This is a genomic window from Flaviaestuariibacter terrae (genome assembly GCF_054777635.1).
This window is the reverse complement of sequence record NZ_BAAHAL010000008.1, coordinates 1,367,252-1,380,517: the sequence shown is the minus strand read 5'-3', so window position 1 is coordinate 1,380,517 and position 13,266 is coordinate 1,367,252. Positions and strand designations below refer to the sequence as shown.

The window sequence follows — 13,266 nt, the reverse complement described above, 5'->3', positions numbered from 1 at the left end:
GCGGAGGGGACAGGGCGTCCAACAGTTAGTCAGTTAGTGTGGTCGATCCGTTCTATCGCGTCGGTATCGGATAAGACAATGCATGTCTCCCGAAAGTTGCACGAATTTAACCTTCTCGTTAAAAATTTGTTACACTGCTTCGTATTTTTTTTTCGGTTAGGTGTTTTTACCGGTTCAACGCCGCCCTTTACCCGTCAGGTCCAGCAGCAAAGCCGGCAGCAGTGTGAGGTTGGCCACGGTGGCCACTACGAGCGTCAGCGAGGTAAGCCAGCCAAGCGACTGCGTTCCGCCGAAACCGCTGAAGCAAAAGATCACGAAGCCGGCGATCAGCACGCCCGACGTATAGATGATCGAAAGACCCGTGGAATGGATGCTGCTCACGACGTTTTCCTCCACCGACAACCCGTTCTTCGCCTGCTGCTTGTAGTTGACCAGGAAGCGGATGGTGATGTCGATGGCGATGCCGAGCGTAACGCTGAAAACGAGTACCGTGGAGGGTTTCAGCGGAACGCCCACCCAGCCCATCACACCCGCCGTGATCACCAGCGGGATCACGTTGGGGAGCAGCGAGCAAAGCAGGATACGGAAGGAGCGGAACAGGTACAGCATGCACAGGGCGATGAGCAGGAAGGCCCAGAAGATGCTTTCCTTGAGGCCGTTGATGATGAAGCGGCTGCCCTCGAGGAAGGTCACCGAGCCGCCCGTGATCGTAACATGGTATTTGGAGCTGTCGAAGATCTGGCCGGCGCGCTGCTGCACCGAGTCGAGGATCGCGGGAAGGCGGGCCGAGCCGACGTCCATCATGGCGGAGGAGATCCGCGTTTGCTGGTTGGCCGAGTCCACGAGGCTCCGGCGAAGACGGTCAACGCCGGTAGCAGGCGCTGCCGCGCCGCCTTCTTTCTTCGCGGAGAGGTAGTCTTTGAGCGCCGGAAGCTCGTAGTCCGATGGCAGTGCGTACATGGCGCTGTCGCCCTCGTAGAAGGCCTGGCGGATAAACTTGGAGATCTCGGTGAGCGAGAGCGTGCGGCCCACGTAGGGTTTCGACTTGAGGTACTGCGTGAGCGAGTCGATCCGTTGGAGGTTGCCCGAGATATCGCGGCGGAGGCCCTGCGGCTTGCGCGTGTCGACGATAATCTCCAGTGGCATCACCCCGCGGAACTGGCTTTCGAACCATTTGAGGTCGGCGTAGATCTTATCGGTCTTCGGCAGGTCGTCGACGATGTAGCCGACGCTGCGGAGGCGCATCGTACCGGCAATGGCGCCCGCGAGGAGCACGAGCGTCACGAGGTAGATGATGCGGCGGTGGTGCAGCGACCAGCGCTCCAGACCCCCAAGGGAGCGTGCGAGCAAGCGGTTGTCGAGGTAGCGGAGGTGCCGCGGCTTCGGCGCGCCGCTGTAGGAAAGCGCCGGCGGAATGAGCAACAGCGAAATGATGAAGAGCAGGCCAATGGCGATACCGGCTACAGCGCCGAACTCGCGGAGTACCGTGCTGCGTGTGAGGGCGAACACCGCAAAGCCGATGGCGGCGGCGATGTTGCAGAACAGCGTTACGATCCCCATCTTGGCGATCATCTGCACCAGGGCCGTTTGCTTGTCGGCATACTCGCGCCAGGCCGTATGGTATTTGTTGAGGAAGTAGATACAGTTGGGAATACCGATCACCACCACCAGTGGGGGGATGAGCGCCGTGAGCAGCGTGATCTTGTAGCCAAGGAGCTGCAGGGTGCCGAAGCTCCACACAACGCCTACGGCAACCACCGCCAGCGAGAGCGCGGTGGCCGACAGCGAGCGGAAGAACAGCAGGAGGATCAGCGCCGACAGCGCGAAGGAGCCGATGGTGAACCAGCGCATCTCGCGCTGGATCTTGAGGGCCACCTGCGTGCGGATCAGCGGGAGGCCGCTCAGGTGCACGTCGCTGTGCTGGCGGCTGCCGAAGTCGTTGGCGAGCTTCGCGATGGCGCCGATGGCATCGGCGCGCTGCGGTGTCTGGAGCAGCGGCCCGTTGATCGTGACCCCGATCAGGTAGGCGTGCGTCGCTTCGTTATAAAGAAGTCCCTTGTAGAAGGGCAGGGTGCCGAAGCGGGCGGCGGCGGAATCAAGATCGGCCTGTGTGCGCATCGTATCGGGGAAAACGGGCAGGGCCTGTAGCGTGCCGAGCGAATCGTTCTTGACGAGGGCCACTGCGTTGGGTACCGAGAGAACGCCCTCGACGCCCTTTACCTTCTTCAGGTCCTGCTGCAGCTGGCGGAAGTCGTCGAAAAAGGATTTCTGGAAGAAGCGGTCGCTTTGTACGCCGATGACGAGCAGGTTGCCGTCTTCGCCGAACTGGCGCCGGAAGGCCTGGTAGGCGATGTACTTGGGGTTATCCGTGGGAATAGCATTGGCAAACTCGTAATTGATCCGCACCTTGCTGGCCTGCCAGCCCATTACGCCGGTGATGGCCAGCAGTAGCAGCAGGAAGAAGGCACGGTAGCGCAGAATGATCTTTCCCAGGGATTCCCACATGATCGGAAGGGTTTTGTGGGGCAAAGAAAGGAAAGAAGTGGGTTGGTCCCGGCGATGGGGCGGTTAACAGCCAATAACGCCGGTGACAGCAGCGAAAGGAAGAGCACGTGCCAGGACCTTCATTAACGAAAAAGAGTTCGCTACAAGAAGTAGCACCGCGCCCCTTCGGGGCGCCGTGTCCCCGGCCCCGGATGCAATCCGGGGTCATCGGAGTTTGCTGTGAAAAAACAAACCGCCCGAACAGGGCGCCGTATCACTGGCCCGGGAAATCCGGGGGCATCGGAGGTCGCTGTGCAAGAACAAACCGCCCGGACAGGGCGCCGTATCACTGGCCCGGATGCAATCCGGGGGCATCGGAGGTCGCTGTGCAAGAACAAACCGCCCGGACAGGGCGCCGTGTCACTGGCCCGGATGCAATCCGGGGGCATCGGAGGTCGCTGTGCAAGAACAAACCGCCCGGACAGGGCGCCGTGTCACTGGCCCCGGATGCAATCCGGGGTTACGTGTGCAAAGAGGCTGCTGATGCACCCCGAAGGGGTGCCGTGCGTGGCGTGGCCGGAAAAACAACAGAAACGCCGGGGAATAATACAGCGCTCGAATGAGGGAATACACCGGGCCGGGTGCCGGGGCTGCAGCAATTTGCGTCCATGTCTACTTACACCCAGATCTATTACCACATCATTTTCTCGGTGAAATACCGCCGCGCGCTGCTGGCCGATGCCTGGCGCGAGGAGCTGCATCGCTACGACACGGGGCTGGTGCAGGGCCGCGGTCACAAGGTGCTGGCCATTAACTCGGTGGAAGATCACCTGCACCTGCTCGCCGGCTGCAAGCCGCGCGACCCGCTGCCCGACCTGATGCGCGAGCTCAAAAGCAACTCGTCGGCCTGGATCAACGCACGCGGGTTTACCGAGCGTCCGTTTGCATGGCAGGAAGGCTATACGGCGATCAGTGTGAGTCCTTCAGTGGTTTCTGCTGTATGCGGCTACATAGCCCGGCAGCAGGAGCATCATCGCGGCCGAAGCCATCGCAACGAAATGATCGAGCTGCTGAACGCTTCAGGGATCGCCTGGGAACCCAAGTACCTGCTTACCGACCCGGTTGATTGATTGGGGGAATTCTTTTCGTCGCGGGCACGGCGCCCCGCCGGGGCGCATGGATTGTTCGTTAGCTTCCCAATCCCCCGGGCTTGCGCCCGGGGCCAGTCACACGGCGCCCCGAAAGGGGCGGTTCGCAGTTGCTTTTTATCGGGCATCCATGTTACGGAAATGACGATACGTCGCCCGAAGGGGGCGCAGGGATTGCTTCTTCACTCCGCGATCCCGAAGCTTTGCTCCCGGGGCTAATCACACGATGCCTCGAAGGGGCGCGGCAAATGCGTTTTCGTCGCCAAGTTCTCACATAGACGCTAAACACTGTCGCCGATTGACAGCGCCCCGAGTGCTGGAACCTGCCATTGAGGTCACACTTGGCATTTGACTGCAAAGAGGCACTACCCGTAGTACAAACTTGACTACAATAAATTACCGATGTAATTGGTCTTCTTTACCTACCTACAGCACGACTCACATGTATCCGACTCGGTGTTGCTGACGATAAAAAAGGGGCTGTGGGGCTACGACGTTTTCACGAATATTCGCCTGCAAAAGCGCTCCGCAACAAAACAAAACAAAGACCCGCAATAAGCGCGCAAAGCACTCCCTTGTATCTTAGTGCCCCGCAACACGCATGCACCGAAACAATCTGTCATGAAGAACTTTCTCCTCGCCCTGGCGGCCTCGCTCCTGTCGCTCCTGGCCAACGCTCAGGATAAGAATCAACAGCTCTATAAAGCCATCACGCAAAATGATTCGGCGGCGGTGGCGCAGCTGCTGGAGAATGGCGCCGACGCCAACTATACATTCGGTCCCGGCGGCTTTAAAATGAGCTTCCTGATCACGGCGATCAATGTTGCCAAAAGCAAGGGAATCGCGGAGCTGCTTCTCCGCCACAAAGCCGACGTCAACTGGAAGGATGGCTTCGGCAGCACGGCGCTGATGTATGCGGCCTCCGCCGGCAACGGCGCGCTGGTGGAACTCCTTCTTGCCAACGGCGCCGACGTTCGCGCGAGCGACGGCCAGGGAAATACGGTTCTTACCGCGGCGAAGGAAAGCAGGAACGCCGCGGTCATTGCACTCATCGAGCAAAAGCTTGCGAACCAGGCAACCCCGTCGAATTAACCTCTTACAAAAACGGCTAATCTTGGGTCTGCCGCCAACTTTCAAGTGCACCTTATGCGCCCCATTTCCACACGAGCCATTTTTTATGCAAGCGTCTTCCTGCTTGGCTGCCAGGAGGCAACGAAGAAACAACCGCAACACGCAGCGCAGTCCGACACACACCGGAAAGCCGCTTCGCGCCCGCCCCAACTGCCGGATAGCGGCGCCCTGCATGTGAGCGCGTACCTGCTTTACAACGACAGCAGCACATCGGCTTTCAACGTGCTCAATAATGATACGATCGCCCTTTGGAATACCATCATCGGCGCAGGCGATGCGGGCAAGCCCTCCGACCGCGTAAAGCTTGTTTTTTCGGGCAAGCTCGATGGAATGGCCGCGACGATTCAGAACGGCAAGCGGAAGTTGATTCACAAGAATCTTCCCGAGGGGCGCCACTATTACGAGCTTATCCTCGACGATACGGGCTGCGACGAAGTCGTGCTTCGTGTTACAAAAAGCGGCCACACTGCGTTCACCGGAACCATCGCATTTGCCTGCGGCGAATAAGGTGGATTCGCTTCCTTCTCTTGCGCGCCAAAAAACCTATCTTGGCTGCGCCGAAACGCTGCATGAAACGATTCCTGCCTACGCTGCTCTGGGGCGCCGCCCTGCTCGCGCTCTTCTTGCTCGACCCCACACAGGACGGCCCTTCGCTGTGCCTGTTCAGGTGGGTGGGGTTGCGTAGCTGCCCGGGCTGCGGGCTTGGACACGCCGTGCATTACGCGCTCCGCGGGCAGTGGAGCGAATCGCTCCGGGCCCACTGGCTCGGCATCCCCGTTGCAGCGGCACTCTTCTACCAGGCCATTCAACCACTCATTCCACATAACAGTCAAAACCACCTACAATGGACCAGCAACAAATGATGATGATGTTCCCGGGCATGCAGCCCGACGAGCTGATGATGATTCAATCGCTCACCAAGGACTTCAGCGAGCAGCAGCTCCGCCAGTTTTATTCCATCTATTCGGGCAAGCGCAAGGAGCCGCAGCAGCTCCTGATCATGACGCTCATCGGCTTTCTCGGCATCGCCGGCATCCAGCGCTTCGTGATCGGCGAAGCCGGCATGGGCATTCTCTACTTCCTCACCGCTGGCTTCTGCGGCATCGGCACCATCATCGACCTCGTGAACAACAACAAGCTCGCTTCCAACTATAACCAGCGGCAGGCGATCGAGTCGAGCCAGATGGTGAAGATGATGACGCGACAGTAAGCGATTCGTGTTTGTCGTTAGCAGGCAATATCTTGATGGCACTAAAACCTGCTTTTATGAACCAACGGCATTTATGCGCAGCGATCGCCTGCACCCTGGCCCTGTCGGCCTGCACCACGTACCAGGAGTACGAAAAGGAAACCAAATCAATGCGCGACAAAAGCTCCGAATACGTTGTGCAGCGCAGCGATGGCCAGCGACTGACGGGCTCGAAGCTGCACTGGTCGCGCGATAACGCGGGGCGCCAAATGATCGCAGTGGATGGCAAGGCAGTACCTGAAGACAGCGTATCGAGCTACCAGGACAAAGTAGCCGTATACGAGAAAATGGCCAGCGGGAAATGGGTGCGGCTCCTCCGCAGCGGCAGGATCCGCTTGTTTCACTACGACGAGCGTGTAACAACGGGCTACCACACCGGCGCGGGCGGCTCACGGATGGCCGATGAGACCGACAAGGACCATTATTGTTTCGCCAAGGGCGCCAACCCGCCCGCGGAACTCAACCGCCAACAGATCGCCGATCTCCTGCGCGACAACGCCGAGGCCTACAAGCTGTTCGTAGCTAACTGGCGCCCGAGCGACAAATACCTGCCAACCGCCTATGCGCTCCACCAGATCATCAAAGTGGTGGACCTGTATAATCGCTGACCGTATTTACCCAGGCACTATCCACTCACCCTGAGCGTGGATGGTGCCGGGTTCATACTTCCCTCCTTTAACAGATCGCCGCAGCGCCTGGGATCCCGGGATGGGTCAGCTTTTCCTAACTTCACCCCGTGAGACTCCTGGCCCCTTTCCTCCTGCTAACCGTTGCCGCCGCGGCGCAGAACAGCTTCCCCGCCATCGGCGGCTGGCGCGAGCACCTGCCCTACGGCAGCGCCATCGACCTCGCCGTAACGCCAGACCGTATTTATACGGCCACCCCCTACAGCCTCTTCAGCGTCGATCGCGCAACAGGCGAGATGACGCGCTTCAGCAAAGTGGGCGGTCTCTCCGAAACCGGCATTTCCACGATCGCTTACGACGGCGGCAGCGAAAAGCTTTTTGTCGGGTACAGCAACAGCAACATCGACGTACTTACCAACAATGGTATCCGCAACATCCCCGACCTGCTGCGCGAGCAGGTGTCGGGCGATAAGACGATCTACGACTTCTTCCCCTTCGGCACATCGTGCTACGTAAGTACCGGCCTCGGCGTATGGGTGCTCGATGCGGAGCGCTACGAAACAAAAGACTCCTGGTTCATCGGCGCCGGCGGCGCCTACGTGCCCACCTACATGGTCACGCGCGACAACAGCTACTTCTACGCCGCCACTGCCGAAGGTCTCAAGCGCACGCCCGTAACCAACCCGACGCCCTCCGACTTCAGGAGCTGGCAAAACCTCTCGGGAAGCGGCGGACTTTCTGCCTCCCCGTGCAAGGGCGTCGTCAATACCGGCGGCCGGATCGTGGCCTGGCAAAACGACTCGCTCTTCGTGCAGAACGGCAGCAGCTGGTCGCTCTTTTACAGCAACGGCTATCCCATCGTACACATCAACGGCACCGACGACAAGCTGGCGCTGACGCAATCCTTCCTGAATGGCGGTCCGACGCATGCCCTCGTGCTCAACCCCGACGGCAGCATCTTCCGCTCCGCCACGCAGGCGCCGCCCCTCTCCTTCCCGCAGCATGCCCGCCTCGCCGGCAGCACCCTCTGGGTGGCCGACCGCTACGCCGGCCTCTCCGCCTGGGGTGGCGGCGCGCCCGAATTCTTCAAGCCCAATGGCCCCGAAGGCCTCGCCAGCGGCAACCTCACAGCATACAACGGGGTCGTTTATGCCGCCGCGGGCACCGTCAACGCCTCCTGGAATTACCAGTACAACCGCGACGGCATCTACCAATTCAAAGACGGAAGCTGGACCAACTACAACCAGTTTCGCCTCCCGGCTCTCGACACCGTTCTCGACATGCTCGATGTGGCCGTCGACCCGCGTGATGAAAGCTTCTGGGGCGCTTCCTACGGTGGCGGCCTCGTGCACTATACCGGCGCCAACAGCTTTACGATCTACAAGCAGAATTCTCCTATCGGGCCCACCATCGGCGACCCGACAAGCTACCGCGTGTCGGGCCTCGCCTTCGATGCGTCGGGCAACCTGTGGATCGCCAACTACGGCGCGGCCAACTTCCTCCACGTACTCAAGGCCGACGGCAGCTGGGTTTCGTTTGCGCCGCCCTTTGCCCTCAACGAGAATGCCATTGCTTACCCTGTTGTCGACGATGAGGGCACGCTCTGGGCGATCTCTCCAAAAGGCAACGGGCTTATCGCCTTCAACCCCGGCAGCGACCTGGACAACCGCAACGACGACGCCTGGCGCCTCCTGCGAAGCGGCGCCGGCAACGGCAACCTCCCGCTCGGCGAGCCCCTCTGCCTGGCCAAAGACCGCAGCGGCTATATCTGGCTGGGCACTACCGACGGCATTGCCATAATCCAGTGCGGCAGCGGCGTGTTTCGCAACTGCGAGGCCGTGCTTCCCATCGTGAAGGGCGAGAACAACTTTGCCAACTACCTGTTCAAGGGTGAGGAGGTCCGCAGCATCGCCGTCGATGGTGCCGACCGCAAGTGGGTGGCCACGCGCAATGGCCTCTGGCTCATCTCACCCGACGGCGACGCGCGCCTCCAGCATTTCACGGAGGAGAACAGCCCGCTCCTGAGCAACGATGTGCAGCGGCTCGCCATTGATGGCGCCAGCGGCGAAGTGTTTGTTTCCACTGCGAAGGGAGTTTGCTCCTTTCGCGGCAGCGCCAGCAGCGGCGCCGACGATTACAGCAGCCTGCAGGTGTTTCCCAACCCGGTGCCGCCCGGCTATAGTGGCCCGATCGCCATCCGAGGCCTCAGGGAAGGCAGCATCGTCAAGATCACCGAGCTCAATGGCCGCCTCGTGTTCCAGGCCCGATCCCTCGGCGGGCATGCCGTCTGGAACGGCAGCGACTACCGCGGCAAAGGCATCTCCAGCGGCGTGTACCTCGTGCTCGTAACCGACGGAGGACAGCAGGAGCATGCGGCGGGTAAGATCGTCTTCATCGCCAGGTAGAGAAAGAACGCAGATCCACCTGCGGTGGATGCGCAGATTATTAAGATTAGTTATGATTGGCTGACGCACGGCCTTTGGCTGCGCTCGCCCGACGCCAAAGCTTTGGGCGTCGGCGTCAGGCCGGCAATTGTCATGGTGAGCTTGTCGAACCATACGTCCATCTTAACAATCCTAAAAAATCTGCGTTCTTTCTCTCCTTCCGAATGCCCGTTTTTAACCCGGGCACAACAGCAAAAACGCCCGTTTTTCGGTACCTTTATCGATGCTTCACAAGACAAAAGGCATCGTGCTCCGCACCGTGAAGTACGGGGAGACCAGCCTTATCGTAACGGCGTTTACGGAGCTGTTCGGACTGCAATCCTACATCGTCAACGGCGTGCGCCAGGCCTCTTCGAAGGGCACGGCCAAAGCCGCCTATTTTCAACCCGCCTCCCAGCTCGATCTCGTGGTGTACCATCAGCATGTGCGCAACCTGAACCGGATCCGCGAATACAAATGGAGCTTCCTGTACCAGTCGGTGCTGTCGGACGTTTTCAAGAACGCCGTTGCGCAGTTCATGATCGAGCTGCTTCAGCGAAGTCTCAAGGAGCCCGAGCCGAATAATGAATTGTATGATTTTACGGAAGACGCGCTGCAGCGTCTCGACGGAGCCTCCGCAACCGTGACGGCCAACTTCCCGCTATTCTTTGCCCTGCACCTGCCGGTGTTCTTCGGCTTCCGCATCCCCGACGAGTGGAGCCCCGAAACACCCTACCTCGACCTGAAAGAAGGCCTCTTCAGCGCGCATCACCCCGATCACCCGCACTACCTCGATGGCCGTGCCGCCGAAGCCGTGGCCCACATTCTCAAAGTGCTCCAGCCCGACGACCTTGCCGAAGTACGCCTCACCGGCGAGTTGCGCCGCGAGATCCTGCAACAGCTGGAGCACTACTATGCGCACCACCTCCCGGATTTCGGAACACTCCGCACGCTTCCGGTATTAAAGGAAATTACCGCCTAGCAGGAGGTATGGCGCAGCAAGTAGCCGAAGACTGCTATTTACTCTTTCAACAAAGATTAGAATGCCCTTTGTCAGCCTGAGCGTAGCCGAAGGCTGCGCTCTTTCTCCGCGGCAGGTCACACAATTCGCCGCACGCTCCAATCAGACTCCCGGAGCAGCACCACACCCGGCTTCTTCCCCTTTTCAAACGAGCCCAGCTCGTCGTCCATCTGGAGGGCTTTGGCGCCATTGAGCGTCGCCCACTGCAGCAGCTCTTCGAGCGGCACGTCGGGGAAGTGTGTATGCACGGCTTTCATTTCATCATGAATACCGAGCTGCCAGTTGGAGGCAAGCGAGTCGGTGCCCAGCACGATCGGTGCACGGAGACGGCGCAGCAGGTCAACGGGTGGCACGCGGTCTTCGATATACAGGTTGGCGTTGATGCAAAGGCAGAAGAACGTGCTGCCCGCGGGACTATTGCCAAGCGCGTAGCGCACATCGCTTTCGGTAGTGAACGTATTGTGGATGAGGAGCCGCCGCTCCGCGGCGGCGAGGCGGTCGAAATAGCTTTGCAGGCTGCTCCTGCCGGTTGGCTCGTGATGGCTGTTGTCGATCTTCATCTGCGCATACATTTCCGGGAAAAGACCGCCGCCCGAAAGAAAGAACTCGTCTTCGGAAGGCGTTTCCTGGTTGTGGATGGAGATCGTGCGGCCGGCAAAATGCGGCGCAATGCGTTGCCAGAGCTCGGAGGAAACGGTGTAGGAGGCATGCGGCACGATCGCAACGGGGCCGCAGTCGCGGAAGGACTCCTGCACGGCAAGAGCCCGTTCGAAGCTCCCCGATGCGCTTTGCGGCATCCAGCCCAGCACTTCCACGAAGTTGTAAAACCGCAGACGCCCACTACGCTTCTCATCGGCCGTATCGGCCGTGTTGGAGATGTCGCCGACGGCCACGATGCCGTTGCGCTCCATTTCAGCCGCGGCCTGTTCAATCGATTGGGCGATAAAGGCAGGGTCCTGCGCGCGCTGCGAAATAATGCGGAGCACGAAGTCGACTAGCCCCGTGCGCTCGGGGAGCTGCCCCTTCATATGCGACAGCTCGAGGTGGCAGTGGCAGTTGATAAAGCCGGGCGTGAGGATGCCCTCGAGCACTTCGGCATCGGGCGCTTCGGCGGTTGGAACAAGGGCTTCGACGGTACCGTCCTCTTCCAGGAGCAGCACATGATCTTCCAGGAAACGGGTGCCATCGAAAATGCGGGTGGCTTTGAGCTTACGGAGCGACATACAACGAAGATAGGTTGCAGCAGTACCTTGTTGCCGGTTTGGATAGAAGTCGACGGTTTGCTTCGCTGCGCTCGCAATGACGGCCTCCGGCCTTCGCTGGCGGAGCATTCACGATTGACGATTCACGATTCACGAGTACCTTTGCCGCCCTATGCTCGACAAACTCGAAGCCATCCACGCGCGCTTCCAGGACATCGGTGTCGCGCTGACCAACCCGGAGATCATTGCTGACGGCAGGAAGTTCGGGGCGCTCAGCAAGGAATACCGCAGCCTGGAAAAGATCGTCAACGCCTACAACGAGTACCGCAAGGTGCTGGAAGATATTTCCTTTTACCGCGAGGCCCTCAACGGCTCCGATGAGGAGCTGCGCGAGCTGGCCAAGGTGGAGCTCCCGGCCACCGAGGAGCGCCAGCAGCAGATGGAAACAGCCATCCGCCAGATGCTCATCCCCAAAGACCCGCAGGACGAGAAGAACGCCATCATCGAGATCCGCGCCGGCACCGGCGGCGACGAGGCCTCCCTCTTTGCCGGCGACCTCACCCGCATGTACCTCAAGTATTGCGAGCAGCGCGGCTTCAGGACGTCCATCCTCTCCGAAACGGAGGGCACGATGGGCGGCTACAAGGAAATCCAGATCGAAGTCACCGGCGACGATGTGTACGGCACCCTTAAGTTCGAGAGCGGCGTGCACCGCGTGCAGCGCGTGCCGGCCACCGAAACGCAGGGCCGCGTGCATACCTCGGCGGCTACCGTAGCGGTGATGCCCGAAGCCGAGGAGATTGACTTTGAGCTCCGCGAAAGCGATGTGAAGATGGAAACGGCCCGCTCGGGCGGCGCCGGTGGCCAGAACGTAAACAAGGTGGAGACCAAGGTGCTCCTGACACACGTTCCGACAGGAACGGTGGTGATCTGCCAGACCGAGCGTACACAGCTTGGCAACCGCGAGAAGGCGATGCAGATGCTCCGCACAAAGCTCTACGAAGAGCAGGTGCGCAAGCAGGAAGAAGAGATCGCGCGGCACCGGAAGAGCCTTGTCAGCAGCGGCGACCGGTCGGCCAAGATCCGCACCTATAATTTCCCGCAGGGCCGGGTTACCGACCACCGGATCGGGCTCACCCTGTACAACCTCCAGGAGGTGCTCAACGGCGGCATCCAGGAGCTCATCGACAAGCTCCAGTTTACCGAGAACGCCGAGAAGATGGTGAACAGTAATTAACCCCTAAGTAATTGTACTGAAGCACTCTATAAAGATGGGCTTTCGTGGAAACACGGGCCCATTTTTCGTTTTATTTGTAGAGCAGGGTACACAGGAAGCCTTTAACAATTCGATTGGAAATACCGGAAGATTCTGGCACCATATTTTCTTATATCCCGATGTCGGTTGATGAATGATTTCGATAGCTCATCCGGATTAGAAAGAGATTGGAATTAGCGGTTTTAGAAAGGATTAACACGAAAGAAAAAACAACTGGCAACAATTTTGCGTTAGATATCACGACGACTTTCTCACATAAGCAGTCAATTTTCTCATAAGCAGTTAGTTTTGGTTGCGACCCCGGTTTCTACCGGGGTTTATTTTTTTCCCCCAGCGCCACCAGCCATAGATACCGGCTCCCACGCCGAATGAATCTGCCAGAAAGTCCCAGGGATCTGCCGATCGGTTCGGCACCCAAAAGCCCTGCACTATTTCCACCAGCAATCCATAGACGATACAGGCCAGCCCGGCGCGCAGCAGTCCCTTCGGACCGGCAATGTTCCAGCTCCAGCACAGGAGCAGCACCAGCACGGCGAACAGGCCGATGTGTACCCACTTGTCAAAAAAGATCCGGTCGAGCCAGTCTTCCTTCGGCAGCTCGTCGCCGGGCAGGAGGAACAGGTAGCAGCACGCAAGAAAATACAGGAAGCTGAGGGTTAGACGTACCGGGCGGGAAGGGCGCATGGCCGCAAGCTAACAGAAAAGG

General features: G+C 59.5%; 12 protein-coding genes. 9 read left to right on the top strand and 3 right to left on the bottom strand.

All coding sequences use genetic code 11. The annotated features are described in order from the left end of the window. Positions 1-174 precede the first annotated feature (174 nt). Complete coding sequence (locus ACYU7Z_RS14195) at positions 175-2,505, bottom strand: efflux RND transporter permease subunit (RefSeq protein WP_460571578.1); 2,331 nt, start codon at positions 2,503-2,505, stop codon at positions 175-177. A 647-nt stretch (positions 2,506-3,152) separates the two neighbouring features. Between ACYU7Z_RS14195 and tnpA the strand changes: the two genes are divergently transcribed. From tnpA to recO, 8 genes are all read left to right on the top strand, one after another. Beyond that, positions 3,153-3,614, top strand: a complete 462-nt coding sequence (tnpA, locus tag ACYU7Z_RS14190; RefSeq protein WP_460571576.1) for an IS200/IS605 family transposase — start codon at positions 3,153-3,155, stop codon at positions 3,612-3,614. Between the two features lie 639 nt (positions 3,615-4,253). Continuing rightward, positions 4,254-4,724, top strand: coding sequence for an ankyrin repeat domain-containing protein (locus ACYU7Z_RS14185; protein ID WP_460571574.1), 471 nt, complete (start codon positions 4,254-4,256; stop codon positions 4,722-4,724). A gap of 54 nt (positions 4,725-4,778) precedes the next feature. Next, positions 4,779-5,270 (top strand): hypothetical protein, encoded by a 492-nt coding sequence (locus ACYU7Z_RS14180; RefSeq protein ID WP_460571572.1) that lies wholly within the window; start codon positions 4,779-4,781, stop codon positions 5,268-5,270. 62 nt (positions 5,271-5,332) lie between these two features. Then, entirely contained in the window at positions 5,333-5,626 is a 294-nt protein-coding gene (locus tag ACYU7Z_RS14175) for a DUF2752 domain-containing protein (protein ID WP_460571570.1), read from the top strand. Then, complete coding sequence (locus tag ACYU7Z_RS14170) at positions 5,608-5,973, top strand: TM2 domain-containing protein (RefSeq protein WP_460571568.1); 366 nt, start codon at positions 5,608-5,610, stop codon at positions 5,971-5,973. The genes ACYU7Z_RS14175 and ACYU7Z_RS14170 overlap by 19 nt, the downstream gene beginning before the upstream one ends. Positions 5,974-6,029: 56 nt before the next feature. Then, entirely contained in the window at positions 6,030-6,620 is a 591-nt protein-coding gene (locus ACYU7Z_RS14165) for a hypothetical protein (protein ID WP_460571566.1), read from the top strand. A gap of 128 nt (positions 6,621-6,748) precedes the next feature. Then, positions 6,749-9,043 (top strand): ligand-binding sensor domain-containing protein, encoded by a 2,295-nt coding sequence (gene porZ, locus ACYU7Z_RS14160; protein WP_460571565.1) that lies wholly within the window; start codon positions 6,749-6,751, stop codon positions 9,041-9,043. A gap of 262 nt (positions 9,044-9,305) precedes the next feature. Next, positions 9,306-10,043, top strand: coding sequence for a DNA repair protein RecO (gene recO, locus ACYU7Z_RS14155; RefSeq protein ID WP_460571563.1), 738 nt, complete (start codon positions 9,306-9,308; stop codon positions 10,041-10,043). Positions 10,044-10,159: 116 nt separating this feature from the next. Here recO and ACYU7Z_RS14150 read toward each other — a convergent pair whose 3' ends face one another. After that, complete coding sequence (locus ACYU7Z_RS14150) at positions 10,160-11,305, bottom strand: amidohydrolase family protein (RefSeq protein WP_460571561.1); 1,146 nt, start codon at positions 11,303-11,305, stop codon at positions 10,160-10,162. 151 nt (positions 11,306-11,456) lie between these two features. Between ACYU7Z_RS14150 and prfA the strand changes: the two genes are divergently transcribed. Further along, entirely contained in the window at positions 11,457-12,521 is a 1,065-nt protein-coding gene (gene prfA / locus ACYU7Z_RS14145; protein WP_460571559.1) for a peptide chain release factor 1, read from the top strand. A gap of 321 nt (positions 12,522-12,842) precedes the next feature. Here the strand turns inward: prfA and ACYU7Z_RS14140 are convergent, their stop codons facing one another. Beyond that, positions 12,843-13,244 carry a VanZ family protein gene (locus tag ACYU7Z_RS14140; protein WP_460571557.1) on the bottom strand — a complete coding sequence of 134 codons (402 nt, stop codon included), beginning with the start codon at positions 13,242-13,244 and terminating at the stop codon, positions 12,843-12,845. Between the last annotated feature and the right edge of the window lie 22 nt (positions 13,245-13,266).